The organism is Pseudoalteromonas sp. L23 (assembly GCF_021728455.1).
GTDB lineage: Bacteria > Pseudomonadota > Gammaproteobacteria > Enterobacterales > Alteromonadaceae > Pseudoalteromonas.
Genome location: NZ_JAKKCW010000008.1, coordinates 164,622 through 190,151, shown reverse-complemented (window position 1 = coordinate 190,151; position 25,530 = coordinate 164,622). Strand labels below are relative to the sequence as shown.

The 25,530-nt window shown below is 43.3% G+C and carries 22 protein-coding genes; 11 read left to right on the top strand and 11 right to left on the bottom strand.

What is annotated here, in order from left to right:
• Nucleotides 1-59: 59 nt before the first annotated feature.
• Nucleotides 60-2,612, top strand: coding sequence for an Ig-like domain-containing protein (locus tag L3V43_RS14770; RefSeq protein WP_237116841.1), 2,553 nt, complete (start codon nt 60-62; stop codon nt 2,610-2,612).
• Nucleotides 2,613-2,878: 266 nt separating this feature from the next.
• Here L3V43_RS14770 and L3V43_RS14765 read toward each other — a convergent pair whose 3' ends face one another.
• The gene (locus L3V43_RS14765) at nt 2,879-3,943 is read right to left on the bottom strand and encodes a helix-turn-helix domain-containing protein (RefSeq protein ID WP_235368727.1); all 1,065 of its coding nucleotides are present in this window, start codon (nt 3,941-3,943) and stop codon (nt 2,879-2,881) included.
• Nucleotides 3,940-4,728 carry a CPBP family intramembrane glutamic endopeptidase gene (locus L3V43_RS14760; RefSeq protein ID WP_102056341.1) on the bottom strand — a complete coding sequence of 263 codons (789 nt, stop codon included), beginning with the start codon at nt 4,726-4,728 and terminating at the stop codon, nt 3,940-3,942. The genes L3V43_RS14765 and L3V43_RS14760 overlap by 4 nt, the downstream gene beginning before the upstream one ends.
• A gap of 379 nt (nt 4,729-5,107) precedes the next feature.
• Between L3V43_RS14760 and L3V43_RS14755 the strand changes: the two genes are divergently transcribed.
• Nucleotides 5,108-6,457 (top strand): MFS transporter, encoded by a 1,350-nt coding sequence (locus L3V43_RS14755; RefSeq protein ID WP_237116840.1) that lies wholly within the window; start codon nt 5,108-5,110, stop codon nt 6,455-6,457.
• Here the strand turns inward: L3V43_RS14755 and L3V43_RS14750 are convergent.
• Nucleotides 6,438-7,343: a LysR family transcriptional regulator gene (locus tag L3V43_RS14750; protein ID WP_174170757.1), complete on the bottom strand. Its 906-nt coding sequence runs from the start codon at nt 7,341-7,343 to the stop codon at nt 6,438-6,440. The genes L3V43_RS14755 and L3V43_RS14750 overlap by 20 nt on opposite strands.
• 91 nt (nt 7,344-7,434) lie before the next feature.
• Between L3V43_RS14750 and L3V43_RS14745 the strand changes: the two genes are divergently transcribed.
• Both L3V43_RS14745 and L3V43_RS14740 read left to right on the top strand, forming a co-directional pair.
• Nucleotides 7,435-8,205: an NAD(P)H-dependent oxidoreductase gene (locus L3V43_RS14745; protein WP_102056339.1), complete on the top strand. Its 771-nt coding sequence runs from the start codon at nt 7,435-7,437 to the stop codon at nt 8,203-8,205.
• A 37-nt stretch (nt 8,206-8,242) separates the two neighbouring features.
• Entirely contained in the window at nt 8,243-9,202 is a 960-nt protein-coding gene (locus L3V43_RS14740) for a hypothetical protein (RefSeq protein WP_237116839.1), read from the top strand.
• Nucleotides 9,203-9,209: 7 nt separating this feature from the next.
• Here the strand turns inward: L3V43_RS14740 and L3V43_RS14735 are convergent, their stop codons facing one another.
• Nucleotides 9,210-10,442 (bottom strand): AraC family transcriptional regulator, encoded by a 1,233-nt coding sequence (locus tag L3V43_RS14735; protein WP_237116838.1) that lies wholly within the window; start codon nt 10,440-10,442, stop codon nt 9,210-9,212.
• Between the two features lie 50 nt (nt 10,443-10,492).
• Between L3V43_RS14735 and L3V43_RS14730 the strand changes: the two genes are divergently transcribed.
• From L3V43_RS14730 to L3V43_RS14720, 3 genes are all read left to right on the top strand, one after another.
• The gene (locus L3V43_RS14730; RefSeq protein WP_237116837.1) at nt 10,493-11,326 is read left to right on the top strand and encodes a DUF2306 domain-containing protein; all 834 of its coding nucleotides are present in this window, start codon (nt 10,493-10,495) and stop codon (nt 11,324-11,326) included.
• A gap of 30 nt (nt 11,327-11,356) precedes the next feature.
• Entirely contained in the window at nt 11,357-11,926 is a 570-nt protein-coding gene (locus L3V43_RS14725) for a hypothetical protein (protein WP_095727337.1), read from the top strand.
• 121 nt (nt 11,927-12,047) lie between these two features.
• Nucleotides 12,048-13,223 carry an alpha/beta hydrolase-fold protein gene (locus L3V43_RS14720; protein WP_237116836.1) on the top strand — a complete coding sequence of 392 codons (1,176 nt, stop codon included), beginning with the start codon at nt 12,048-12,050 and terminating at the stop codon, nt 13,221-13,223.
• On the opposite strand, the gene L3V43_RS14715 is transcribed toward L3V43_RS14720, so the two are convergent.
• Complete coding sequence (locus L3V43_RS14715) at nt 13,215-14,081, bottom strand: alpha/beta hydrolase-fold protein (protein WP_237116835.1); 867 nt, start codon at nt 14,079-14,081, stop codon at nt 13,215-13,217. The two genes, L3V43_RS14720 and L3V43_RS14715, sit on opposite strands and share 9 nt — an antisense overlap.
• A gap of 406 nt (nt 14,082-14,487) precedes the next feature.
• Between L3V43_RS14715 and L3V43_RS14710 the strand changes: the two genes are divergently transcribed.
• Nucleotides 14,488-15,228: a VWA domain-containing protein gene (locus L3V43_RS14710; protein WP_237116834.1), complete on the top strand. Its 741-nt coding sequence runs from the start codon at nt 14,488-14,490 to the stop codon at nt 15,226-15,228.
• A 195-nt stretch (nt 15,229-15,423) separates the two neighbouring features.
• Nucleotides 15,424-17,199 (top strand): sulfatase-like hydrolase/transferase, encoded by a 1,776-nt coding sequence (locus L3V43_RS14705; protein WP_237116833.1) that lies wholly within the window; start codon nt 15,424-15,426, stop codon nt 17,197-17,199.
• Nucleotides 17,200-17,253: 54 nt separating this feature from the next.
• On the opposite strand, the gene L3V43_RS14700 is transcribed toward L3V43_RS14705, so the two are convergent.
• The 5 genes from L3V43_RS14700 to L3V43_RS14680 all read right to left on the bottom strand — a co-directional run bounded on the left by L3V43_RS14700 (nt 17,254) and on the right by L3V43_RS14680 (nt 21,047).
• On the bottom strand, nt 17,254-18,156 hold the full coding sequence (locus L3V43_RS14700; RefSeq protein ID WP_174170766.1) for a DUF808 family protein: 903 nt from the start codon (nt 18,154-18,156) through the stop codon (nt 17,254-17,256).
• A gap of 407 nt (nt 18,157-18,563) precedes the next feature.
• Nucleotides 18,564-19,499 carry an endonuclease/exonuclease/phosphatase family protein gene (locus L3V43_RS14695; RefSeq protein WP_237116832.1) on the bottom strand — a complete coding sequence of 312 codons (936 nt, stop codon included), beginning with the start codon at nt 19,497-19,499 and terminating at the stop codon, nt 18,564-18,566.
• A 12-nt stretch (nt 19,500-19,511) separates the two neighbouring features.
• A complete protein-coding gene (locus L3V43_RS14690) occupies nt 19,512-20,150 on the bottom strand; it encodes a DUF1826 domain-containing protein (protein WP_237116831.1) in 639 nt (212 codons plus the stop codon).
• A gap of 23 nt (nt 20,151-20,173) precedes the next feature.
• Nucleotides 20,174-20,551, bottom strand: a complete 378-nt coding sequence (locus L3V43_RS14685) for a MerC domain-containing protein (protein WP_102056328.1) — start codon at nt 20,549-20,551, stop codon at nt 20,174-20,176.
• A gap of 310 nt (nt 20,552-20,861) precedes the next feature.
• Nucleotides 20,862-21,047, bottom strand: coding sequence for a hypothetical protein (locus L3V43_RS14680; RefSeq protein ID WP_029215937.1), 186 nt, complete (start codon nt 21,045-21,047; stop codon nt 20,862-20,864).
• A gap of 328 nt (nt 21,048-21,375) precedes the next feature.
• Between L3V43_RS14680 and L3V43_RS14675 the strand changes: the two genes are divergently transcribed.
• Nucleotides 21,376-22,347, top strand: coding sequence for a transposase (locus L3V43_RS14675; RefSeq protein ID WP_237116830.1), 972 nt, complete (start codon nt 21,376-21,378; stop codon nt 22,345-22,347).
• Between the two features lie 280 nt (nt 22,348-22,627).
• Here L3V43_RS14675 and L3V43_RS14670 read toward each other — a convergent pair whose 3' ends face one another.
• Nucleotides 22,628-23,092 (bottom strand): hypothetical protein, encoded by a 465-nt coding sequence (locus L3V43_RS14670; RefSeq protein ID WP_235368647.1) that lies wholly within the window; start codon nt 23,090-23,092, stop codon nt 22,628-22,630.
• Nucleotides 23,093-24,094: 1,002 nt separating this feature from the next.
• Between L3V43_RS14670 and L3V43_RS14665 the strand changes: the two genes are divergently transcribed.
• Entirely contained in the window at nt 24,095-25,516 is a 1,422-nt protein-coding gene (locus tag L3V43_RS14665) for a DEAD/DEAH box helicase (RefSeq protein ID WP_102056323.1), read from the top strand.
• Nucleotides 25,517-25,530 lie beyond the last annotated feature (14 nt).

Here is a 25,530-nt window from a genome sequence, read left to right as displayed (position 1 = left end):
TACCTATATGCTAATTTGGTTTTGTTCATAAAACACACAACAACATGTAAGGGATCAGTATGAAACCAACTTCTATATTACGATTGGCTTGGACGAGTGGTGCTCTCATCCTCGCAGGCCAAGCAAACGCCTACGACTGTAGTAATTTAAGCCCTTGGTCTGAACAACAAGTCTACAGACAAGGGGATATCACACAGTCCCAAAACCAAGCATATGAAGCAAAGTGGTATAGTCAGAACGACAATCCAGCAGGCCACTCCGGTCCTTATGATGTCTGGCGGTCATTGGGGACTTGTGCAATGGGGTCAGGTCAAGCGCCGAGTGTCGTACTCACCAGCCCAAATAATGGCGCGGTGCTGGGCGAAAATGACAGCGCTGTTTTTTCCGCTGATGCCAATGATGTCGATGGTGACCTGGCTTATGTCGAATTCTTAGTAAATGGGCAAGTTATCGCTACGGACACTACCGCGCCATTTCAAACCACTTGGAACGCAGTACTTGGCGAATACGATATCAGTGCAATTGCCACCGATGCCCAAGGGCTAACCGGAAGTTCGCAATCAGCACGGATCACAGTAAAACCGGGCGGAGGAAATTTACCACCGAACGTATCCATTGTAGCGCCAGCCAACGGCCAGCAGTTCTATCAAGGCGATATGGTAGGGATCAGCATCACAGCTGAAGATAGCGACGGTACTATTGCGAGAGTGGAAATTAGCGTGAACAATCAGCTTGTCGCGAACCTAACAACCTCTCCTTTTGAGTTCCAATTCCAAGCGGAGCAAGTTGGCGTGAACCAACTAAATGTAAAAGCGATGGACAATCAAGGCTTGGTAAGTGAGGCAAACCTTGCCATCGATGTGCTAACAAAAGTGGGAGGTGGCTGCCTAGGCCTTAGAGCATACAGCGCTGGACAAAATTACCAGGCTGGTGAACTCGTCGCTCATAATAATCGTAAATATCGCTGTGATATTGCAGGTTGGTGTAGCTCAAACGCGCAATGGGCATATGAGCCAGGTGCAGGCCAGTATTGGAGCGATGCATGGAGCGATTTAGGGATCTGTGCAATCGCGCCAACCGTAACGTTCGAAAGCCCGTCCAATAATGGTACTGTTTTGGTCAATGCGCCCACCACTATCTCTGTCAGTGCTCAAGATACAGACGGCAGTATTGCTACACTGTCACTCTATGCCGACAACACACTCCTCGCCACAGCCAATCAGGGAACGCTTAGTCACAGCTGGACACCGACAGCCGTCAACCCGGTGAGCTTAAAAGCCATTGCCTTCGATAACGAAAGTAATCAAAGCGAGCAAACAATTACAGTGAATGTTACAGATAAACCGATTGCCGTTGATTTACTCGCCCCCACTAGCGGCAGCCAAATTACCTTGGGTAATTCCACTCAATTGATTGCACAAGCATCCTCTTTTGTTGGACAAATCACTCAAGTACAGTTTTATGCTGATGGCGTGTTACTCAATACAGACACAACGCCACCCTACGAATATAGTTATGCACCGGCCTCAATCGGCACAAAAACACTTTATGCCACGGCCATCAACGACAATAATGATCAGCTGTCCAGTAGCGGCGTGACTGTTCAAGTCATCGACAAACCCATCGGTAAAAAGCACAAACTGATTGGCTATTGGCATAACTTTGTCAATCCAGCTGGTTGCCCTATTCCACTTGATCAGATGTCTACTGCTTGGGACATCATAGATATTGCCTTTGCTGAAAATGATAGAAATTCGAATGGTACAGTGCACTTCACACCATTTGAAAAAGACATTCGCTCTAACTGCCCGCCTATCGACCCGGTAAAATTCAAATCCGACATGCAGGCACTACAAGCGCAAGGTAAAGTTTTTGTGCTAAGCCTTGGTGGTGCAGAAGGCACAATTACCCTCAATACGGATGCCGATGAAGCGGCATTTGTCAGTAGCCTCACCGATATTATTCAACAATGGGGATTTGACGGGCTCGATATCGACTTAGAGAGTGGCTCGAACCTTGTGCATGGCTCTCAGATCCAAGCTCGGCTGCCTAGAGCATTAAAGCAAATTGAACAAAATATTGGTGGCAATATGGTACTTACCATGGCCCCCGAGCATCCCTATGTACATGGTGGCATGATTGCCTATTCAGGTATTTGGGGCGCTTATATTCCACTTATAAACGAGCTACGCGATACATTAGATTTACTTCACGTACAGCTATACAACAATGGCGGCCTACCTAACCCATACGAACCGGGAAGCGCCCCTGAGGGCTCAGTGAACATGATGGTTGCCCATGCAAAAATGTTGATTGAGGGATTTGATCTTGCTGATGGCACCCGCTTTGCACCACTTAGGGATGACCAAGTAGCCATCGGTCTACCTTCTGGTCCACAGTCGGCAAATTCAGGTCAAGCGCCTATCGGCAATATCATCAATGCCTTAGATTGTTTAACCAAAGGTACAGGATGTGGCACTATCCAACCAAGTAAGACTTATCCGAACTTTGGTGGCGTGATGACATGGTCGATTAACTGGGACAAATACGATGGCTATAACTTCTCTCAACCCATTGGTGATAAATTAACGCAGATGAATCAGGGGAATTAATACCAACTGCTCAGGGTGAGATGCCCTGATTGTGTGATTTTTATACCAGCTATTTTAAGTATTGGAGTATTACTTCAATTGGTATTATTCCTCGAACAGGACTGATACTAAGCCACATAAATATCACTATTGTTTATGAACACAAGGAAGTGTTCATTTTCAAGCTGGCTTTTACAACAGTCCACTCAGCCCGGCAGGCTGGCAAAATGTAGAAATGCCAATCAAGCACAGCTCTTGAAATTTGCAAACTAGCCTGTCATCTTAAGCTAATTCAATACCGACTTTTTACGGTACTCTGTAGGCGTGCAACCCACTCGCTGCTTAAAAATATTATAGAAACAAGATTTAGAGTTAAACCCTGATTCATAAGCTATTGTTGTAACTTGTTGGGCTGGTGATCGCAGTAATAAACGCTTTGACTCTTCTACCCTAAGGTTGTTCATATAATCATAAAAGTTTGAATGATAGATCAGGTTTATCGCTTGAGACACTTCGTGGGTAGTCATCACACACGCATTGGCTAACTCGTTAAGCGTTAAACCGTTGCGCAGATACAATTTCTGCTTCTTAACTTCGCTATCTATTTTAGTAAACACCTTCTCAATGCCCTTTAACGCCTCCTTTTCTACCGTCACTTGAGTATCTAAAGGGGCAATTGCAGAAGGAGCAATAAAATCAACTTTGGTGCTTAGTAACAGAGCAAAAATAAACAACAGCCAATGTGTATCAAGCCAAAAGAGCTGAGGCATAAATGGCGATGTACAGACTAAAATCGCCATCGCCGTAATTAAGTAGAGCCACCACTTAAACCAGCTAACATCATGACGTTGCACGTTTGAGAAGTGTGCCTTAATAGAGTCGAGATATTCCTTCAATAGTGCAAACGTAAACATGAGATATGGCAATAAGCTTCCCAAAAAAAGTAAACTAAAAAAAGTGAGAAACAACCTATTTTGCTGTAATTCTGGATATATCTTTTGAGCGCAAATACTCAGTATGAAAAACATCATAATCGGACTTAGGTGCAGTACCACTTTACTCCAACTAAAACGTTTACATAGTGCCGATGCATATAAATAGGTCAAAGGCCCGAGTACTAGGTTTAGGCTGGTAATAAGTAACGCCCAATAACCCTGACCTTCCGTCAAAAGTCTGTTTTGAACAAAAAACTCATCCGCCAACAAAGTAGCCAAAACAACAAACAGTCCAATCAGGTGACCCGAGGTATGCTCATCATCAAGCTGAGCATACCTCAATCGCATTAGTCGCACAGCAAGTAGTATGTATAAAATACTGGCAATAAATAGCGGCAAGGTCTTCCAATCTATCAATTTACTTCCTTATTCACTAACCAACGCTTGAGCACCGCTTCTTCCGATTTATAAAGGATCATCACGCCGTAAACAAACAGCGGAAAACACACAATGATAGCAGGAACGGTGGCAATAAAAGAGGCAGCTTCAGCCTTCGTAGGATCATGACCCATAAAGCTAAACCAATTAATGAGTATATGTATAACAATAAGCGGAATTAAGCTTCTAGTTCTTAGGTAACATGCCGCAAACCCCATACCAATAAAGGTCGCATAAATAACCTGTCCAATTATTACACCAATTGAATCCGGTTTTTCAAACACGTTCACCAAATGAACTATACCAAACGAAAGCGCAGAGAAGAATGCAGCTTTCAACACTGGACGCCGAGCGCCACCACTGACATAACAGCAAAGTAATATGTACACTACAATACCTCGGCATAACACCTCTTCTAAAATTCCAGTGAAAAGGGTTGAGATACTACCAATAGCAATTTCCGAAAACGAATGCGGGTACCACTGAGAAATATTGATTGATACGTATGCCAGTGGCAATACAAAAAGATACCAGTATTGTTTGGCATCTACGGTTAACCAATATATTTTTTCCCAGACTTTTAAGTATCTAGCAATCAAAATGACAAACACTACACCGAGTAAATTCTCAGTAAAGTTACGCCAATGTGGAGATCCACTAAACCATCCTGCTAACTCCCACCCTAGTCGCTGTACTAAAATAGCTCCAAGATATGCTAGAAAGACCTGAATATAAATTGCTCGCTGCGAAAAATTGAAACGCATTCTGTTACTCCTTTATAAACTTGAGCAAAGAATCTACCGCACTAGCTCAGTTTATACGTCCTGCTAGTTAATTGGAGTAAATATAAAAAAGTAACTTTCTATTTCAATTAGTTAAAAGAGCTTTAACTCATACATTTTCTCCGCCTATGCACTCGTTACTTTGGTTTTTGAGCACAGTTATTTTTAAATGCTAGCCCTAAAGAAGGTTCACTCTCGTTATTCAACGCCTTATCAGATACCCCAGCAACAAGCTGAAAACCTGAACAAAAATGTACTAGGTAGAACCTAAGCCAAACACCAAAGATTGCTTGGAAATAAACTATTTGTCCCCTACTATTATAGCGTTACACGCAAATCCATAATGAGTCCCAAGGTCGATATGAAATCTTTTCCATCGCTTTATTTAACAAATCTATTCTTAGTCGGTGGGACAGGCCTGCTGACTACTTACTTAGCGCTTTATTTAGGCCAGCACGGCGTCAGTACGTTTTGGATTGGCTTGCTTACCTCGTTTTATTACTTAGGTTTGTTGCTCGGTGCCAAATTAGGCTATCACCTGATCAAATCAGTTGGACATATTCGCGCGTTTGCGGCAAGCACAGCGGCAGTGACAGCCTGCGTAGCAATACATGGGGTGAGTGACAATATCTATCTTTGGCTTGGACTACGACTTGTGGTGGGTCTTGGCATGATGTGTAACTTTATGGTGCTCGAAAGCTGGCTAAATGAACAAGCAGCGCCTGAGCAGCGGGGACGAGTATTTTCTTTTTACATGCTCACCTCCTACCTCGGTATGGTAACAGGGCAATTTGCGCTTTCTAATTTTCCTGAGCTTGGCTATGCGCCGCTGTTTTTAATTGTTGTTGCCTTATCCTTTGGAATTATCCCTATTTCAACGACGAGGCGGATCCACCCTAAGCCACTTAAGCCTATTCAAGTAAGTCTGTTTACCTACTTCAAAAAAGTGCCTCAGTCTCTCACTGCGGTCTGTTTTGCCGGAGTGATTAATGGTAGTTTTTATGGCCTTGCCCCGACTTTTGCCAGCCAGTCAGGATTTAATGCCGAAGAAATTGCTATGTATATGTCGGTAACGATTTTTGCAGGTTTGCTTGCGCAGTGGCCAATGGGCATTATCTCTGACCGAGTTCGCAGAAGTATCTTACTGCGCAGTAACGCTGTTTTTATCGGTTTGATTTCTCTTTGTATATTTTTGCTTCCACTGAGTCCAAGCTACAGTCTCTGGCTGACTTTTGGCTTTGGGTTATTCGCATTTACCATGTATCCACTTTCTTCGGCACTAGCAAACTCCCGCGTTGATGATGAAGACCGTGTTGGCGTTTCTTCTGCACTGTTGGTGGCATTTGGCGGAGGTGCCTGTGTTGGCTCGGCCGCTATTGCACAGATCATGTCCCATTTTGGTCATCAAGCCCTATATGCTTCGTTAAGCGCACTAACCGTTGTCATGTTCTTACTGCTCCACTTTATCAACGCCAGACAAAAAGCTGAGCAACCAGAGCCTAGCGACTATGTTGCTGCGACTTCTGATATTACCAGCTCACCGCTCGCAGCCACCATGGACCCGCGTATCGAAGAAAAAACAGCACACGAACAGCTGCTTGTCGTTGACGAAGACAGGCCTCGCGATAACGACGATGAACTCGACGACAATGAGCAAAATAGTGAGCCAACCGAGGAGCTGGACGAAATAACTAACAAACCTCAGCCATAGTCTGACTGATAAACGCTCGTAACCAACGAAGTGCAGGATATTGATGCTGTACTTCGTGCCACACCATAGCGACGTCAAAAGCACAGTCAGGTATCGGATTTTCAACGAGGGTAAAATCTGCTTCGAGTTTTGATGCCTGACGAGCCGGAATCAGTGCAACCAACTCGGTATTTCTCACCAGTTCCGGCACCAATAAAAATGAGGGCACTGACGTCATCACCTGCCTCGATACACCATATTGCTGCAAGATTGAATCAACGAATGTTGAGGTGCTATTTCCTTCAAAAGACACCACAATATGCTCAAGCTTTACATAATCTGCTATTGTCATTTCTGACGTTAGCTGTGGATGGTGTTTTCTGCCAATCAAGACATACTTCTCTTGATATAAGGTTTTAAATCTTAACGAATCAGGCCCACATTCCGGCGACATTAATGCCAAATCGAGTTCTGAGTGTTGTAGCTGGGCTGCAAGTGTTGCTATTGTTAAGTGGCAAAGCACGACCTTGATATTGGGCGCAGCTATTTTTAAACGCCGTATCACCTCTGTCATCACCACCAGCTGTAAATAGTCGGTACATGCCACTTTAAAGGTTAAATTGGCCGTTTCAGGGATAAAGTCTTGATGCTCTACTAACACGTTACTTACAAGCTTCATCGCAGCGCGAAGTTCCGGCAGCAAAGCAAGCGCTTTGGCAGTTGGTAGCATGCCTTTATGAATAGGGACTAATAACTGATCATCAAATAGCCCGCGCAGCCGACTTAGCTGAGTGCTTACTGCTGGCTGGCTGAGGTTCAGCCTATCTGCCGCTTTGGTCACATTGCACTCTTCCAGTAGCACCACCAAAGTCTGAAGCAGGTTTAAGTCCACCTTTTTGCTATCCATTTAATTTATACCTAGGGTAAAAATATTCAATTTCATTTATAGCAAGATTACAGAGATAGTAACAACTCCTATTCGTTACAGAGCACTTATCATGACCAAATCCGCACTAGTGGTATCGGCACATCCAGAGCCGACTTCCTTAACCCAGACACTCGCCAAAACAAGTGTCGAAACCTTAACGCGCATGGGCTTGCAAGTTCAAACTTCAGATCTATACCAAATGGACTGGAAGGCTGTGGTTGACGCAACCGACTTCCCGCAAGATGACTCTCAAGCACCACTTGCGATTATTGCAGCGTCTGGCAAGGCATATCACTCAAACACCCTAACCGAAGACGTTATTCAAGAGCAGCAAAAATTGCTGGCTGCCGACTTGGTTATTTTTCATTTTCCGCTTTGGTGGTACAGCGTGCCTGCCATACTTAAAGGCTGGTTCGATAGAGTCTATGCCTATGGCTTTGCTTACGGCTATCAAAACAAAGGGAATCAATTGCGCTACGGCGAGGGAGTTTTACAGGGAAAACGAGCGTTAATTTGTGTAACCACAGGTGGTGGATATGAGGATTACTCTCCTTTAGGGATAAACGGCACAATGGACGAATTACTATTTCCGATCACGCACGGGACTTTGTTTTTCCCAGGTATGGACGTTCTACAAAACCATGTTATTTTCGACGCAAAAGGCGAGCCTAATCAACGTATAACTGATGAAATTGCCAATTGGTCAGAGCGCTTAACACACGTATTTAGTGAAAAGCCAATCCCCTACCGAAAGCAAAATAGTGGCGATTACATCAACGGCCAAGTACTAAAAGCCGAAGTCGCTATGGGAAAATCGGGTATTGCTGCACATATTGCTTAATCAAGGTGTTATCAGCTATGTTTATAGAATGTAGCTGATGACTGATGAGTATTGTGATTTGCAAAACACTTGGATTGCCTTTGGTGGCGTTATGTTGCTCGCGGCTTGTACCATAGCCAATAGCTGTGAGCTTGCTGTACTTGATGGTAGTGTCGTGCTCAATTCCTCAAAGATACAGCCTAAATGTCGTTTTAAACAAGATCAAACCGGCCTGTTGTCTGCTGCGGCTAAGTTCACCTCAGCGCTAACCCATCAAACGCCAAATTCTAAAATAAAGCGGTTATCACAGGAGCAAGTTCAGCAATCATGCAACATCGACGCTACACAAGGCAGTTTGACTTGTACATTTAATGGTAAAAGCGACCACTTCACGCTGACTAACACCGTTAAACAGGGGAAAATCGCATCAATAAACTGGCAAGATGATGAATATGTTTACCTTGGCTGGATGACCAACACTGAGGTATTAATGGGCTATATTGCGTTTGGCGCGCTTAACAAGCACAGCGCTCCCTTTTTCATTCCCGCCTCCCAGTTTTGCCAATATGGTCTAAGCTCGCATATTATCGACCTTGGTAAGGGCGACTTATTGTGCCAAAACCACGAGGGGCTTTGGTCTCATAGCCGTTTACTGCCCCTACCACAGCCCTGCCAACAACCACAACAAATGATCCAAGATAAAGGTGGGATTTGGGCGCTGGAGTTTATCAAAAGTAGCTATCAATGGCGGATCTGCAGATACAACGATAACGCAGGTAGCCTATTAGCCGCATACGAATACAGTATAGACTTAAAGGCAACGCTGGCTCGGTATGACTTACAGCCCAGTGATTACACCCAACTTACTTTTTTATCCAATGGCGATACAAACGCTATCGCGAATGCGGTGGAAATTGATAACGTCTTTCCGGTCAGTGATATTACGCCAGAGCTTGACCCACAGACGATAGAGCTACCTATTCAGCAGCTACAATACAAACTGACTAAGCTAGATTAATCGCCACTTACTCTTGTGCTTCACGTAGCACCTGCGTTTGGCTATTTTGCTTTCTAAATTGGTTTGGTGTGGTTCCCGTAGCGATTTTAAATGCTCTAGTAAATGGTCCAACCGACGCAAAACCACTTTCCAGGCCAACGACAAGCACTGGCCAATGCTGTTTAGCGGGGTCTTGTAACAGCACTTTGGCATGCTCAACCCGCAACTCATTGACCAATTGGCTGAAATTTCGCGCTTGCAGGTTTTGTCGTATCACTCGACTTATCTTGTATTCAGGTTCATTAAATTGCTGAGCTAAGTCAGCAACTTTTAACCCTTCTTTGAGGAAGCCTTTTTGCTCGATAAGAAAATGTTCCACCTGTTGCTGGAGCGCAATATCATCCTCGGTTTGTGTTGGTTCATTTGATTCGACGCACCTAATGGATGTACTTGTACGTTGAGATGAAAATCGCCAATACAGTAACACTTGCGCCGTCAATATAATGAGGATAGCTGCGCTTGTCATCGCCCATTCTTGAACCTCACGATTATCGGCAAAGCGATTTTCGATTAGTTTAGTGCCTGCGACGCAAATAAAATAAGCGGATAAAAATAGCACCCTTTGTGCTTTTTCTTGCCCTTGAGACTGCGAGAACCCTCGGCACCCTTCCCAAAATGCCAGCATGAGTACACTAGATGACAACAACAAAGTAAGCTCATACGCCGCAATGTTAAGCCACTCAACTAATCCGCTAGCAGCCATGTGTAATTGACTGTCGATAAACAAATAGCCTTGCCGCCACACGACTAAGGCAGCAATGGCGATTGCAAACACAATATGCCTTTTTAAAATGGCATGTTTTTCTCTAAATAATGCCCTTGCAAGCAACCAAAACCCATTACAGGTCACACAAGCGCCCATGCCAATTAAATACTGATATCCATTTAAGGAGTCCTGCGTCAGCTTTTTGGTGGTGGCCAAAGCTATTGAGCCGCATACTAAAGCAAAGAGTAAATGTGCTGCTTTTTTCTCTTTTACAAAAAGCTGAGCAACAACCAAAGTGCAACATAGGCTAAGCAAAAGTAGGTAATAGTTTTCAATAGTCATGGCGATTGAAGGAATATTGATAGACGCAGAAACTCTAACAGCCACACCAAAAGCATTCAAATTAACTTTGTAAGCAAACTTAACACCAGCATTTTTAAAATTCGGTCTACTTTCTTTGCTTCGATTTTCAAAATCAAAGCGACGAGATAGCAAAACCTTGTCATTTTATATACCAAGTTTATTGATTTATAAGGATAAGTATTTTGTCTTCCCTCAATCTAACCAAAACAACAGGGGTTTTCTTTAGTCCCTTTAGCGTATTGAATGGTGCCGCAAAGAGCTGGGTGTGTGTCGCACTGCTCGGGCAATGGATGTTTGCTGTTTATATCTTAGGCCTATATGCCATCCCGCTTATCGTGGGACTCACAGAGCATAGTGCAGCGGTTTCACCAGCAAGTGGACACACAAAAGATGCCAAGGTGTTTTTTAGCCATGTTTTACCCGCTGTGATTTTAGCCACCAACGGTTTATTACAGCTTATTCCTGCGGTGCGAAAACGCTTTCCACGCTTTCATCGCTACAACGGACGCGTATTTTTTATTCTCGGTATTTCGGGCGCACTCACAGGGTTATATCTCACTTGGGTAACCGGTCTTAGGCTAAGCGATGTTGGTGCCATTGGGATAACACTCAACGGTATATTAATTCCCATTGCGATATTTTTTGCTTGGCGCGCTGCCATACAAAAAAATATCGCCGCACATCAACGTTATGCCGCACATAGTTTTTTCTTGGTTAATGGGGTGTGGACGTTTCGTCTTTATTTGTTTGGTTGGTACATGGTCAATCAAGGCTTCAATGGCAATACCGTAACCTTAGATGGCCCTGTCGATATATTTATTTCGTTTGCCTGCTATCTGCTACCAATGGTACTCGCAGAGCTCTACTTTTGGGCAAAACGCCAAACCAACGTCAGCGCACCGGTTTGGATAATCGCGGTGATGATGAGCCTAGGTTTTGTGATCACCGCGATTGGTGTCTGCGCGGCCGCTGTCATGATGTGGTGGCCACGCATTTCAGCCGTCTTTTTTAGTTAAATTACAGTTTAATCAGTTAGGAGTAGAAACATGCTTTCAGTCAAAGCGAACAAAATCAACAAAGGCCTAATTACATCGGCAATCTTGCTCGTGATATTAACGCTGATGTGGCAACATTTAAATGGCGGAATAGTGAGTCACCACTTACTTCACAGAGCTGATTTTCCAGCAGTATCTAACGCATGGGGCATTATCATAATTCCCGTATTAGCTTGGCTTACTGCACTGCGGCTACATAAAGCAATTGGCACAGAGCGCATTAAAAAAACAGCACCCGTGGTTATTCCTACTGAGTTTTTGGTCGCATTCTTTGTGATGTTACTCTTTAGCTTGTTGCAATCAGCCCTTTGGGAGTTCGGTTATCAAAGCCTCACCATGTATACAGCCTTAGGACTTTTGATAGCTGGATTATTTTATCCAATCTACCGCGCAGAATGCATATTGGGACACGTGGTCGGTGCTAGTTTTACCTTTGGTTATGCTATTCCACTAGTTGGCATTTTAGTGATGGCAATTGTTTCAGTGTTTTCTCTTTTTTGCTTAAAACCTATCTTTTCTAAATTACTTAAGAAGACACAAACACCAATGAGAATGGAGTAATAGTGACCTTAGAAGGCTCAAGACAACACAAATAATTCCTAGGCGCTGCTATATAACTCGTTCCTTGTCGTTTTGACTCGTGTTAAATTAGTGATGATTTTTAAGCAAGGAACGAGCGGTTATGCAAGCTAGGTTAGTTACTCACATTGTTATCGTGGCTATTTTTACGTTGCTGTCAATTGGTAGCGCTATTGCTAATAAATCAGTAGATTCGAACTCGACACTGCAGCTTTCGTCCGCTTATTTTTCGCAAAAAAGAACGGTTCATATCGTCCTGCCACCAAGCTATGAGCAAGGCAATACAGGCTATCCAGTGTTATATCTAACTGATGGTCAGAGCAATCTTGAACATACCGTTTCAGCGGCTCGCTTCTTGGCACAACAACATAAAATACCGGAACTTATCATTGTTGCCATCGAAACCAACGAACACCGCACTCGAGATCTGACCCCGTCTTATCGCAAAGGCAGCCTTGCCGTACTGGGACATTTTGCAGCTCCAACACGGCAGCAAAATCCAGGCGGTGCAAAAATGCTACTGCAATTTATCGACAAAGAACTCATCCCTTACGTAGACAAGCATTATCGCACATCAGGCTATCGCGCGTTAGCAGGACACTCATTCGGTGGGCTGTTTGCAACCTATGCGCTACTTGAAAAACCCGATTTATTTAATGGTGTGATGTTGGCAAGTCCAAGCCTTTGGTGGGATAAAGAGCGATTATTAAATGACTTACTGGCAAAAGCGTTAATCAACAAGTGTATCTACATCAGCATGGCTGACGAAAGCGCAATCATAACGCAGCCATTTCAACGTCTTAATGATGCTTGGCGAAAGCCAAATGGAATTGACTTCAAAGCGCAGCACTTTAGCGGCGAATCCCATATGAGCGTCGTCTACCCAAGCTATTATCATGGTCTGCAGCACCTCTTTAACCATTATCAGCCATCCTTGAAGGTAGCCGCCGCGGGTGTCACTCAGCTGGAAAATCATGTTGCCATCGCTAAATCGCTATACGGACTCAAGACTTACCCCTACGACGCACTGACTTCGCTCGGGTATGGCGCCCTATTCGAACGTAACTTCACTGCGGCCATCAACCTGTTCAGCTTTGTGAGCCAGCACAACTCAGCGTCCCTCAATGCACTGCAGCAATTGGCCATGGCTTATCACCAAAAAGGAGATAAGCCATCACTATTAAAGACCTACCAAGCCATGCTTAAGCTTGAAGGGCTAAGTGAAAGTGAACAAAAACATTTGCTCTCTGAAATCAAAGCATTGCAACACTTACATTAACTGATTTTTTCTAAAGTGATGATACTCACTCAAGGCAAGTGGCACGGAAACCACTGGATTTTGTGAATGCCCCGCGCCCTCGCTAATGCTGTGTCCCCAACGCACATTGGCAGGCGCATGCTGTTCAAGTGCCTCTAATAAACCGCGAAATGACCCCGTAATGATGTCATTCTCAGCACCGCCTATGGAGAGGTAAATATACTTAGGTTTGCCTTGAATATTGGCTAGGCTTTTTGCGAATTCTTTTACGACAACCGAGTCGTCATACCACGCAGCGGGACTAAAAGCAAAGTAGCCATCAAAAAGCGCAGGTTTAGTCACCATGGTATAAAGTACAAAACTTCCACCAGCAGAGAACCCACTTAACACACGGTTGTCGTTAATTGAGTAGTTAGCTTCTAAATAGGGTAACAGCTCGCTTTCAACAAATTGCAAAAAACGATCTGCACGACCAAAAATGGCAGGATCATTGTCACTCTCTGGACGAGCCTCAATCGCAACATCTTGTCGAGCATAAGGCGGTACTAAGTCGCGGTTGCGGGTCTCAGTCCAAAATTGATTGGGAATAGACACTAAAATGGCATCTTCTACCCTACCTTGTTCGGCAAGGCTGCTTAGTACCTCATCCCACCGCGCGAGATTAAAGTTGCCGTCGGTGCGAATAATGAGTGGATAACTATGTGCTTTGTCATATCCTTTTGGGAGGCGAATAAAGACCTTTCGATCTTCATTAAGCACTTGTGAAGACAACACTACATCAACATAATCTGAAGTGTAATAAGACTGATACTGGGTAAACTTCCAACCAGCAGCGACGATTGCAATTAAACCTAAAAGAGAAAATAGATATCGCTTCATAAAACTTCCTGTCATTGTTTTTATTATTTCGTACTTTTGAATACAGCTTACTTCATCCTACTGTATATTTTTTAGAAACTAAATCGCAACCGCTATAATATCAAGCAGCTAAACATAACATACTGAAAACACTGAAACTTACTTCACAATTCAATGTAACATTATGTTTTAAAAATAAATTATCGCTGTAATGTGGTGTAATGGATAAAATTAGAATCTACCCTACCCTTACGCTGCGCAACAAATTTGCAACCAATCAAGCTCATTTTTTTTTACTTGCGCAAATCATGTATCTGCATCAGCAGTACAGCCAGATACTTCTTACACCATTTGAACAATATCTTGTCGCTGCCGTGAGGTTCCCGATTAGATAATGCAAATGGTATCTTTTGACATGGAGTTCACGATGATGAAAATCTTAGTATCTGCCATTGTATTGGCAACCACAATGTCGAGTTTCAATTCGCTCGCTGCGCCTGAATCTTATGGCGTGCTTTTTTTAGACCGCAGTAGTTCAATGAACACGTTGCGCCCAGATGGACAAAGCCGATGTTCATTCTCAAAGCAACAGGCAGTGCAAAAAGTATCAAAGTTCTTTTTAGATGCCACAATTAATGGCCAACAGTTAAATGTGAAAACGTTTGCTAGTGGCGGTCAAATTCAATCTCTAACTAACGGGTTTGTCGGTTTCAATGCGGCAATGATGGCACTCTATCAACTAGATCCAGAAGGGTGCACGGGGCTAACTGCACTTGCACAAGCTATGTGTGATGGCGCTGATGAGTTAAGAGCAAATTACTCAACGGAAGCCGCTAATGGCGCACTGCTAAGAGTGTATGGTTCTACTGATGGCGGCGAAAATGACAGTCCAGTCTCTAGCTGTGGCGGCTCAAATTGGCAAACGAGCGTAACCTCTAAATACCTGTTTGAGTTACCACCAGTGCAATTCAATGCCACAATCTATACAGGCACAGTGCAAAATATTCTGGCTAATAAAGATAAGATGTATGTATTAGATGTTTCATCTGCATCTCAGTCGGTATCTAGTCCCCCTACATTTCAGTTTCTTAAACAGCTGAGTATTGACACCGGCGGTACTTACGAAGAGATCAGCGACTCAGATGGCGGCGACCCAGGCGATTGGTAACTCACCAAATACCAAAGCATATAAAAAGGCCGATAAGGCCTTTTTTCTATTCGCCGTTGAGAAAATACAGAATGTTGTTTTTACACATTATTTAAAATAAAAAAACAATTAAATTACACAAAACGCAAATACCTAAGGATCTTCAACTACACTCTCCGTGGGCATTTGCCCTGTGCAAGTTAAAAGGAGATTGTAATGAAGATTAATGGCAAACAACCGAATTTTCTAATCATTACCACAGATGAAGAGCGTTTCCCTCCGCCTTACGAAAATTCACAAGCAAAAGAGTATCGACTCAAGCACAGTGCGTGCATGGCAGAAATGCGCCGCTGTGGCATGGAATTCATGAATCATAATGCAGCAGCGACGGCATGCGCACCAAGTAGAACATCCATTTACACGGGACAATATCCATCCCTACACGGCGTGAGCCAAACTCCAGGAATTGGCAAGTCGTCATTTGATCAAAACATGTTCTGGCTGACTCCCAATACTGTGCCAACCATGGGATCTTGGTTTCGCGAAGCGGGTTATCAAACCTATTATCGTGGTAAATGGCACCTCTCCGATGAGGATATTATCGTGCCGGGGAGTCAGCAAGCGCTGTATAGTAACTCTGAAACTGGAGAGCCTTACCCAGCAAAACAAGCTCTCTATGAGCGCGCAGAGCGTCTAGATAAGTTTGGCTTTAGTCAATGGATAGGTCCTGAACCTCATGGCGCTGCAGAGAACAATTCAGGTACGTCTCGAGATCCGGGATTTGCCAATCAAGTTTGTGAAACCCTTAAACAACTTGAAGAAAAGGCACAAAACGGCGACCAAACACCATTTTTACTGGTTTCTTCATTCGTAAACCCTCATGACATTGTATTAATGGGACAAAAAGATTGGTTTTCCAACTTTTATGCCGAAAAAGAAGCCGGTAACCTTCCAAGTGTTGCGCCAGCCCCAAGCCAAACTGAAAGCTTAATGGACAAGCCTAGATGCCAAAAAGACTATCAGCTTATGTACCCGCATATGTATCTACCACAGCCACCAGATGAAACCTATCGACAGTTTTATTACTACCTTATCGCAGAAGTGAACAAGCATATAGAACAGGTATTTAACGCATTAAAGCAGTCATCTTTTTATGAAAATACTATTGTCATTTTTACCTCAGATCATGGTGAGCTACTGGGTGCTCACGGCGGTCTACATCAAAAATGGTACACCGCGTATCAAGAAGTATTAAACGTGCCGTTTATTATTTCTAATCCTGTGCTTTTCAATCAACCTAAGCAGCTTGATATCACCACATCGCACATCGACTTACTGCCTACCCTGCTTGGTCTAGCGGATATAGATATTGAGCAAACTCGTACTCAGCTTGCTAAAGATCACAGTGAGGCACAGCCACTCGTTGGCAGAAACCTAGCCAACGTCATTTTAGGTGAAGCGTCGCCCAAAGAAGAAGCCATTTACTTTATGACCGATGACAACATCGAAGTTGGCAGTGATATGACGAATATGCTTACCGGTAAAGCTTACAATAGTATTATCCAACCGAACCATATCGAAGCTGTAATAACGCAACTACCGGATATCAGCGGTGATACGAAATGGAAGTTTGTGCGTTATTTTGATAACGCTCGATTCTATGAGCAAGACCCGAATTTAGTTGATCTTGGTGGTAACGATGAGCCTACCACGCAATCGTCTGTGAGTAATGTCATTGGCGTCAGCAACCCAGACGGAATAACAACCACTCAGTTCATTCCCAGTGAATACGAGTGTTATAACTTGAGTGAAGATCCGACGGAAGAGAACAACCTGTTAAGCCCGTTTTGCAAAACGCCATTGGATGCGCGGATTTTAAAAGCGCTGCAATTTACGCTACGGGAGCAGCGTAAAGCCAAACGTTTATTACCACAAAACCTCAATGAAGCACCGCAAAAGCCAGTCAACCAGCAAGTGCCGATTAGAAGGTAATCGAAAGGCTCTGCAAGTAGCCCTGAAATATACGGCTACTTGCGATATAGATATTTATGCTTTTTTAAACATTGCCAACAACTGACTTAACACCGCCGCAATAATGACACCAATCACTGCACCCAATCCAAGCTTGGCGATAATACTCAAAAGCCAGCTCAATGCAGGGATCAGATTTTCAATAGCGTGAACAATTTCTTCAAGTAAGTGGAACTGGTGAGCCAAAATATCAACGCCAACTAAAAGCATTGCCAGCACACCGGCGACTGACAAAAACTTCATCAGACCGTTAGCAAAATAAAGCAGCCCTTTACCCACCCCACGTTTTATCGCTGCAAGTGTAGTCTTACTTGCGTCCTTAATCATGGCTAAACCAATATCATCAAGCTTAACAATCAGGGCCACAATTCCGTAAACCCCGATTGTCAGTGCAAGTCCAATTAACGAAAGGACTATTGCTTGCTTTTCAAAAGGCTGATCAGCAATCGCCCCCAGCGCAATAATGATAATTTCCGCCGATAGAACAAAGTCGGTAACGATAGCGCCCTTGATTTTGTCTTTTTCAAACTCGACTAAGTCAACACGCTCATCCTCAAGCGCTTTGACAAACTCATCGGTTTCTTGCTGTTGTTCCCGACGGTGAAAAATAGCGTGGAGAATTTTTTCGCCACCTTCAAACAGCAAGTACAGCGCCCCCAAAATTAGCATAATGGGGATCATAAACGGCGCAAAGTAACTGCAAGCCAAAGCAGCGGGCACTAAAATAAACTTGTTTAGCAAGGAGCCTTTAAACACCTTCCATACCACTGCAAGCTCCCGATCTGGTTTGATCCCGCCCGAGAGTTGCTCTGCGTTGACGGCGAGATCGTCTCCTAACACCGGAGCGGTTTTGGTTGCGGCTAATTTTGTTAGCGCAGCGACATCATCGAGCAAGGCAAGTAAGTTTGCGGATGGCATAGCACACTCCTTTCGTTTAAGTTATTCATTAAGTGCGGTTGTCAAATAGCTGCTTATGTTAGCAACAGGCCCTAATACACAATATTTTTATCATAGGCCAAACATGATATTGCAGGCATGACCGCTTCAAGACAACTTAAATGTTGTTTTAATTCTCTCGGCTCGGTAATTTTTTATACCGGATCCAAGGGATCAAAGGCGTAGTGTCGCCCTGCTATGCCGTTAGATAAGCCTCATACCCTTTTATCCAATCATGACAACAGAAGCCGTTAGCAAAAGCAAATAAGGTCTAATTTCAACACTAAAGTTACCATTAAAGATGCTGCTTTTGGTGATTAGACCTTGATAATATTTGCACGGCAGCGGTTGACTATATGCGCTCCCTTTTAGTACAACTAGCAACAGTCTTAACGCATGCTAATTGACACCGAAATAGCGCAGTGATCGCTGAGCATTTTCTCTTCAGACATATCCGCAAAAAAGTGTACGCTGGGGGCGAATTTTACCGTGTTTGCAAGTTTGTTGCTCAGTAATATATGGTCAATCGGCACAGGGTAACGAGGGTGACAACCTGTCAGCGTCTTAGTTGCATTTATCAAAGGTGTAGAGGCGTTATTTTGGTGCTTGGTTAACTGCTGCCAAAATTGATTGTCGCCATGGCTTAAACGATGATTAAAGTCGCCCAACACAATGGTGTTGCTATTTGCGTGTTTCTTCAACCAGGACTTGAGTACTGGTAATTGCTCTGCCAGCAATCGACAGGCTTTTTTATCCGATGTCGAGTAGTTATCAACAAAACAGCCGCTTTTAAGATGGACATTAAGCAGTGAAAGCTCACCAAACTGAGTATCTAAGGTCACAACTAGACCATGTCTTAGCCCTTCAACATCCACGCTAAGTTCGCTCACGTTATCCACTTTGCTTGAGGCAAGGCTATTTTTAATTGCAAAAGCGGTTTTCTGCTGTGTAGAGACGTTGCCACTTCCTCTACAGTCGTACGTCGCGCTATCAGCTCTACTTGAAATCAGTAATTGCCACTCACTACTTGGAAAGACCTGCTCTAATGCTTTAACCGATGCGACTTCTTGCAGCGCAATAACATCTGCATTAAGCCCTTTTGCATAATCGCGCAGTGCGCTTATCTCCTGCTCATCACGAGGCCTACACCCTGTGTTCGATGGATATGCTAAATGCTCCATGTTCCAAGTCGCGATTTTAAGCGGAGCGACGGTTGCTTGGCCACTTACCGCGGAGGTACCGATATTTGTAGGCTCTGACTGGCATCCCAAAAGCGAGAGGCTAAAAATAGCGCTAAATACAAATGCAGTTAATTTTGTTGTCATAATAAATCCAGTCTATGCGATAAAATCTAATGTCAGTAGCAATCGTCTTTCCCCTGTTACTACTGCTGGTGAGCGATGCACTAAGCCACGGCCTTCATTGCCTTCCCAACGCTCACCTTTTAATAATGCCACATCCCCACAGGCAAGCTGTATTGCATCAGCTTCAGGAGAAATAGTCAGTTTGTTGCGATCCCTTGATACATGCTGGTTTCTAAGCCACTCGCTGCCAGCGCCTGCGAGTGTAGTCACCAGTCGTACTGGCACTTTATCAACATGAAATTTCGGGCACATTGCAGTCTCGAGCATTTTTAACCGTAAACCAACGACGCGAAGTTCAAATAAGCAGCTAAACATATCTACTATTTCAATAATATGCGCCACCATCGCATCACTAAAATTCAAACGCTTTAACGACTCACTGACTTCGCAAGTGATCTTGCTAGTCGCAATTTGTAGCGCTAACTCTAGCTCTTTTGCTGTTTCTAAGTAGCGGCCAAACTCTGCTTTTAAAGCAGATGATAATGCATGTTGCCAAATCACAATATTGGTGTTGGGCTCATAAATTTTGGTTAACACGGTGGCATGTTCTGACTGCTGATGATGCACTGAGTCCACGTCAAGCAAGGGTTCTATAGGCATAAGGCTATTCATAGTAACTCCAAATAGGGTTTTATTTAGTGAAAATTGCGACGCAGCGCATAGTTTCGAAGATGAGCGTAGGTGATGAGCATAGAGCCAAGCACTGTGAACAAGGTTTCTCCGCGTTGTTCACCTAAAATAGTTGCTAGCACCAAGAATGTGCAGCCTACTAACCCCATGCCCACAACAAGACCTGACTTATGCCGCAAATAGCCAAATCCAAGGGCCAATACGCTAATGGGTAGCACGGCTATGAGTAACCATTCGTGAAAAGCTTCATCAGAAAGCGTTAATAACCCCGCTAAGGGAGGAAGTACAAATAATAACAAAGGTAATATTAAGCAATGGACTAAGCACAACATAGATAACCCAATTGCTGCTTTGTCTCCAAGCGACTGTACTTTTACGTTCACGCTTTCTCCTTTGTCATGCTCGCCCGCAATTGATACAATATAACATACCAATCAAAAAAGAGTAAAACGTTAAAAGCCATACTACAAAAGAGTGTTCGATACAAAGCCCAACATATAAAAGTGACGTATATTTAAAGCACTCAGAGAGTCAATCTCTACTTGTCGTGATTTTTCTGTGTTGTAGCAAGTACACGCAAAGGCACTTTGGAAGGTGTTTGATAAAATAGGAATGCACTGAATTACAATTCATAAGTTTGAGATTCAGAACAAACCTATGAATTGATGAGTAATCGCCAACTATGGAGCAAGGTTACGCGTTACACCCCATAGTTTCACACTCTGGATACGCAGATGGACAATGCGTTGTCCCACAAAAATAAAAGTCTGTATAACCTCGATTATAACCACCAGCAATTTGCAAAGTGACATTTTTAACAACGTGGCTATTGTCTTTATTGAGTACTTTCATGTTCCTTTTCTTAAGGCTTAGTTTCATTTTATTTCCTTGATAATCATTGTTTAAAGTTTCCAAATCGGAAACTTACTAATGGCTATACTGGCAGCGAAGAAACAAAAAATCAATATATAAAACATTTATTAAACACATTAATAACGTGATCTCCAAGCCTAAACAATGCTGTAATGTGGCAAGCGCTAAAAGCCCCATGTATGAGCACTTTTGACTCCCTATGAATTAAATAGCTTAATTGAATTAAATAGCTGACACCCATAATTAAATAGCTGACACCCATCACTAATTTGCACCTTCCTAAAATTCCGCCTAAGCTTAAATTCTGCACTCAAAGGATTGAGGAAACCAAACTATGGCAACTGCCCGTAAAAAACAAATTAGTTTAACCGACACCAAATATTATCACTGTATCTCCCGTTGCGTGAGGCGCGCCTTTCTGTGCGGTGAAGATAAATTTACTGGCAAATCATACGAACACCGCCGTGATTGGGTTGAAGAAAAGCTCCTGATGCTGGGCTCCGTGTTTTGTATTGATATCTGTGCTTATGCCGTGATGAGTAATCACACCCACATTGTTTTATATGTTGATGATAAAAAGGCTAAGCGCCTGTCTGATGAAGCGATTGTGATACGGTGGCACAAGCTGTTTAAAGGCAACTGGATAACCCATAAGCTCGTTGAGGGTGAACCACTCAATGAATCGGAACAATTGATATTCGATGAGCATGTCGCCAAGTACAGGGAAAGGCTCGCAGATATTAGCTGGTTTATGCGAGTGCTTAACGAAGACATCGCCCGCCGAGCAAATAAAGAAGATAATTGTACAGGCCGATTCTGGGAAGGACGATTCAAATCCCAAGCATTACTGGATGAGGCAGCACTGGCTGCTTGTCTCGCTTACGTAGACTTAAACCCAATTAGAGCCAAAATCGCTGCAACGCCTGAGACCTCAGACTACACCAGCATCAAAAAGCGCATCGACCACGCTAAACGGGGTAATCAACCAAAAAGTCTACTACGTTTTGCTGGCAGCCCACGAAAACATATGCCTAAAGGCCTGCCCTTTGAACTCAAGTCCTATATTGAATTAGTTGAGCTCACGGGCAAATGCATTCGGGTCGATAAACGCGGTTATATAAACGAAGCACAAGTCATTCTCACTCGATTAAATATAGAACCAGAGAACTGGATAAAACTCACCACGCAATTTTCACAGGTATTCCACGGTGCAGTTGGTCGAGAGCGGACAATAACCGCTTACTGTGAAACACTGCAAAAAAGACGGCGGGCAAACCTAACAAACTGCGAGCGTTTGTTGGCTTAGCAGAGCAAGCTTTTCAACTCTAGAATTTCTTACTGTTGTATTTACAGCGCCTTGTCGTGCGCGATAAACCTGTTTTGTTGAATAGATACGCCTGAGCGCTAAAAATTAGCCTATCTATAAACGTTTTTGACCAAAGTGGTTGAAGTATTTTTATACTTTTTTACTTCACTTCCTCAGCTTGGATATTAATAGTGATGGATGTCACTTATTTCTTTTATCTATTTATTAGCTTTTCATTGGCCAACTCAATCTGACCACTATTTTTAACCTCAGATGCAGCCTAAATTTGATAAGTCTTTAACTGGCTTTTTAAAGCCTTCAACTTTGCTTCTAGATCACCGTAGATATCCGCATCCTCATTAAAAAAAATAGTGTTACGCGTTAAATAGTCCACCGCGCCTTTGGATTGCCTGACGAGTTCTGAGCTAGCAATAGAGTTTGAATCCAGCTTCTCTTTGAGAAGGGATGCAAAACAGCTCGCTACCTCAGAAGCGTCGAATGGTTCATGATCTGTGTTCATTAGGAAGTCAATGAAGAAGTAAAAGTACTTATTAAATAACACATTAGGCATAACTCTTAGTTCATTTGCCCTTTCAATTACGCTGCGAGAAAATGCTGCTGAAATAGACTCGTTAGACTGGTTAAAAAACGTATTTTTGGCATAAGCTAAATCGGGATCACAGCCATAACCTGAAAGCTGCTCTTGCCAGATACTTTCGATTGATTGTGTTTCTGTATTATTCATAAAACCTCTTAATAAAAAGAGTAGAAAGCCTACTCCTGCAGCAATTGATAATTAAGGCTAGTCAAACATGCAGCCGATTTATAGTGATGGGTGTCATTGATTTATTCTTATTGATTTATTCTTTCTTGTTTTCTGTTTTTGATGCAAATAGTAGTGGGTGTCACTTGTTTTTCACTTCACTTGTTTTTCACTTGTTTTTCATCACTTGTTTTTCATCACTTGTTTTTCAACTTGTTTTTCATAGGCAAGGCATTCAATGCCGCGTGGGCGTATTCTACTTTTTGGGTGACTAGGTTCGAAACTCATTAGGGGCGCTGAAATTCAGTTAAGCCCGAATATATGTCAGAGCAGCACCTTATTTAGGGTGACTCAAAGTGACTGTTTATCAATACATACAAATAGTAAATGAGAGATAAATAAAAGAAGCAACAAGGCTGTTAAAACAACCTTGTTGGATGAGTATTACTTGACTGCAGCTGAGCGTCCATATATGTCACTTATTTTTCCTACTTGTTTTTCTTGTTTTTACTTTCACTTTTTTACTTGTTTTTTGCTTTGGCTATTAAACTTGAGTTTATTGTCTTTCAGCTGTTCCACCTGGAAAATGTTTTTTGCCAAGTCGATAGCAATTAAATTAGACTGTGTCATGTATGGACTCCTTATTTGGTAAAAGTGTTTTGCAATATCTTTATACCGTACTCTCCCGATAAGGGGGAGGAGTCCATACATCTCCTAAGTTAATCCAGTTTGCCAAATTAGTGACTCAGATACAGAGCAAACTGGTCGTGAATAACTAATGCCATCAATAGACCTCTAGTACGAACGTTTCCTTTCACTTATTTTGATTGTAATCCTGATGTTTACATTCTGCTTTTAACGCTATGCCTTGTTATCTACCCGCCTATCGTTATTTAACCTGAGGCTATTTAACAACACGGCGAAATTGCTTAAGCGGAGTAAATACTGTACTCTTGCCCGCCGCCCAATACAGAGTACAAAATCATGAGCTTTAGCCACCTAGGTTTAGCCCCAGAAATAAATCAAGCCGTTGTCGAACAAGGTTACGACAAACCGACTCCCATTCAAGAACAAGCCATTCCTGCCATTTTAGAAGGTAGAGACGTGATGGCTGCAGCGCAAACGGGAACGGGCAAAACAGCGGGCTTTACATTACCTTTGTTGCAAAAGCTGATTGCCGGTACTAAACCACGTGCGAATAATGTACGCGCGTTAATTCTAACACCAACCAGAGAGCTTGCTGACCAAGTATGGCAAAGTGTTGCGCTTTACAGTAAACACCTGCCTATCAGCTCTGAAGTCGTTTACGGCGGTGTGAAGATCAATCCGCAAATGATGAAGCTGCGTAAAGGCATTGATGTTTTAGTGGCAACACCTGGGCGATTACTCGACCTTTACCAGCAGAATGCTGTCAAATTTGATGACCTTGAAGTACTGGTATTGGATGAAGCCGACCGTATGCTAGATATGGGCTTTATTCACGATATCAAACGCATCATCAAAGTATTGCCAAGCCGCAGACAAAACTTGATGTTCTCTGCAACATTCTCTGAAGAGATTAGAGCCTTGGCGAAAGGGCTAATTCATGATCCGGTAGAGATTTCTGTGGCACCAGCAAACAGCACCGCAAAAAGCGTGACTCAGTGGGTGTACCCGGTAGACAAAAGTAAACGCACCAACTTACTCAAGCATTTAGTGCAAACGCATAATTGGCAACAAGTGTTGGTATTCACCCGCACAAAACACGGTGCCAACCGCTTGGTAAAGGATCTAGAAAAAGACAAGATCAATGCCGCAGCAATCCATGGTAATAAAAGCCAAAGCGCTCGCATGAAAGCCCTTGCTGGCTTTAAAAATGGTGAAGTGCGTGTACTTGTTGCCACTGATATTGTAGCAAGGGGCTTGGATATTCAAGAGCTGCCTCATGTCGTGAACTTTGACCTGCCAAATGTTTACGAAGATTATGTTCACCGTATCGGCAGAACAGGCCGCGCTGGTGCGACAGGTGAAGCTATCTCGTTTGTTACCCAAGAGACCGCAAGCGACTTATTTGGCATTGAACGATTAATTCAACAGCTGGTGCCACGTAAAGTGGAGCCAGGGTTTGAGCCGCAACTTGCCGTACCTGAGTCAAAATTAGATACACGCCCAATCAAGCCGAAAAAGCCAAAGAAACCTAAAAAGCCAAAGGCGACAGACGCTGAGCAAACACCTTCCGCTCAGCCGAAAAACAAACCTAAGCAAAATTCAGGCCCTCGCAACAATAAGCCAAGTAGCAACGGTAAACCTGCTGGTAATAACAATGGCAACCGTAGACGCCGTCCATCATCGTCTGCAAACAAGCCAAAGAGCCAACACGCTGGAGAAAAGCGTACACCACGTCAGAAGCCCACTTCTGGCAATTAATGGTGTAAGCAGGT

Bases quoted from the DNA above. Each gene is read 5' to 3' on its own strand.
- L3V43_RS14770 (WP_237116841.1), top strand. From the start codon at position 60: ATGAAACCAACTTCTATATTACGATTGGCTTGGACGAGTGGTGCTCTC.
- L3V43_RS14760 (WP_102056341.1), bottom strand. From the start codon at position 4,728: ATGCGTTTCAATTTTTCGCAGCGAGCAATTTATATTCAGGTCTTTCTA.
- L3V43_RS14755 (WP_237116840.1), top strand. From the start codon at position 5,108: ATGAAATCTTTTCCATCGCTTTATTTAACAAATCTATTCTTAGTCGGT.
- L3V43_RS14750 (WP_174170757.1), bottom strand. From the start codon at position 7,343: ATGGATAGCAAAAAGGTGGACTTAAACCTGCTTCAGACTTTGGTGGTG.
- L3V43_RS14745 (WP_102056339.1), top strand. From the start codon at position 7,435: ATGACCAAATCCGCACTAGTGGTATCGGCACATCCAGAGCCGACTTCC.
- L3V43_RS14740 (WP_237116839.1), top strand. From the start codon at position 8,243: ATGACTGATGAGTATTGTGATTTGCAAAACACTTGGATTGCCTTTGGT.
- L3V43_RS14725 (WP_095727337.1), top strand. From the start codon at position 11,357: ATGCTTTCAGTCAAAGCGAACAAAATCAACAAAGGCCTAATTACATCG.
- L3V43_RS14720 (WP_237116836.1), top strand. From the start codon at position 12,048: ATGCAAGCTAGGTTAGTTACTCACATTGTTATCGTGGCTATTTTTACG.
- L3V43_RS14715 (WP_237116835.1), bottom strand. From the start codon at position 14,081: ATGAAGCGATATCTATTTTCTCTTTTAGGTTTAATTGCAATCGTCGCT.
- L3V43_RS14710 (WP_237116834.1), top strand. From the start codon at position 14,488: ATGATGAAAATCTTAGTATCTGCCATTGTATTGGCAACCACAATGTCG.
- L3V43_RS14705 (WP_237116833.1), top strand. From the start codon at position 15,424: ATGAAGATTAATGGCAAACAACCGAATTTTCTAATCATTACCACAGAT.
- L3V43_RS14700 (WP_174170766.1), bottom strand. From the start codon at position 18,156: ATGCCATCCGCAAACTTACTTGCCTTGCTCGATGATGTCGCTGCGCTA.
- L3V43_RS14695 (WP_237116832.1), bottom strand. From the start codon at position 19,499: ATGACAACAAAATTAACTGCATTTGTATTTAGCGCTATTTTTAGCCTC.
- L3V43_RS14690 (WP_237116831.1), bottom strand. From the start codon at position 20,150: ATGAATAGCCTTATGCCTATAGAACCCTTGCTTGACGTGGACTCAGTG.
- L3V43_RS14680 (WP_029215937.1), bottom strand. From the start codon at position 21,047: ATGAAACTAAGCCTTAAGAAAAGGAACATGAAAGTACTCAATAAAGAC.
- L3V43_RS14675 (WP_237116830.1), top strand. From the start codon at position 21,376: ATGGCAACTGCCCGTAAAAAACAAATTAGTTTAACCGACACCAAATAT.
- L3V43_RS14670 (WP_235368647.1), bottom strand. From the start codon at position 23,092: ATGAATAATACAGAAACACAATCAATCGAAAGTATCTGGCAAGAGCAG.
- L3V43_RS14665 (WP_102056323.1), top strand. From the start codon at position 24,095: ATGAGCTTTAGCCACCTAGGTTTAGCCCCAGAAATAAATCAAGCCGTT.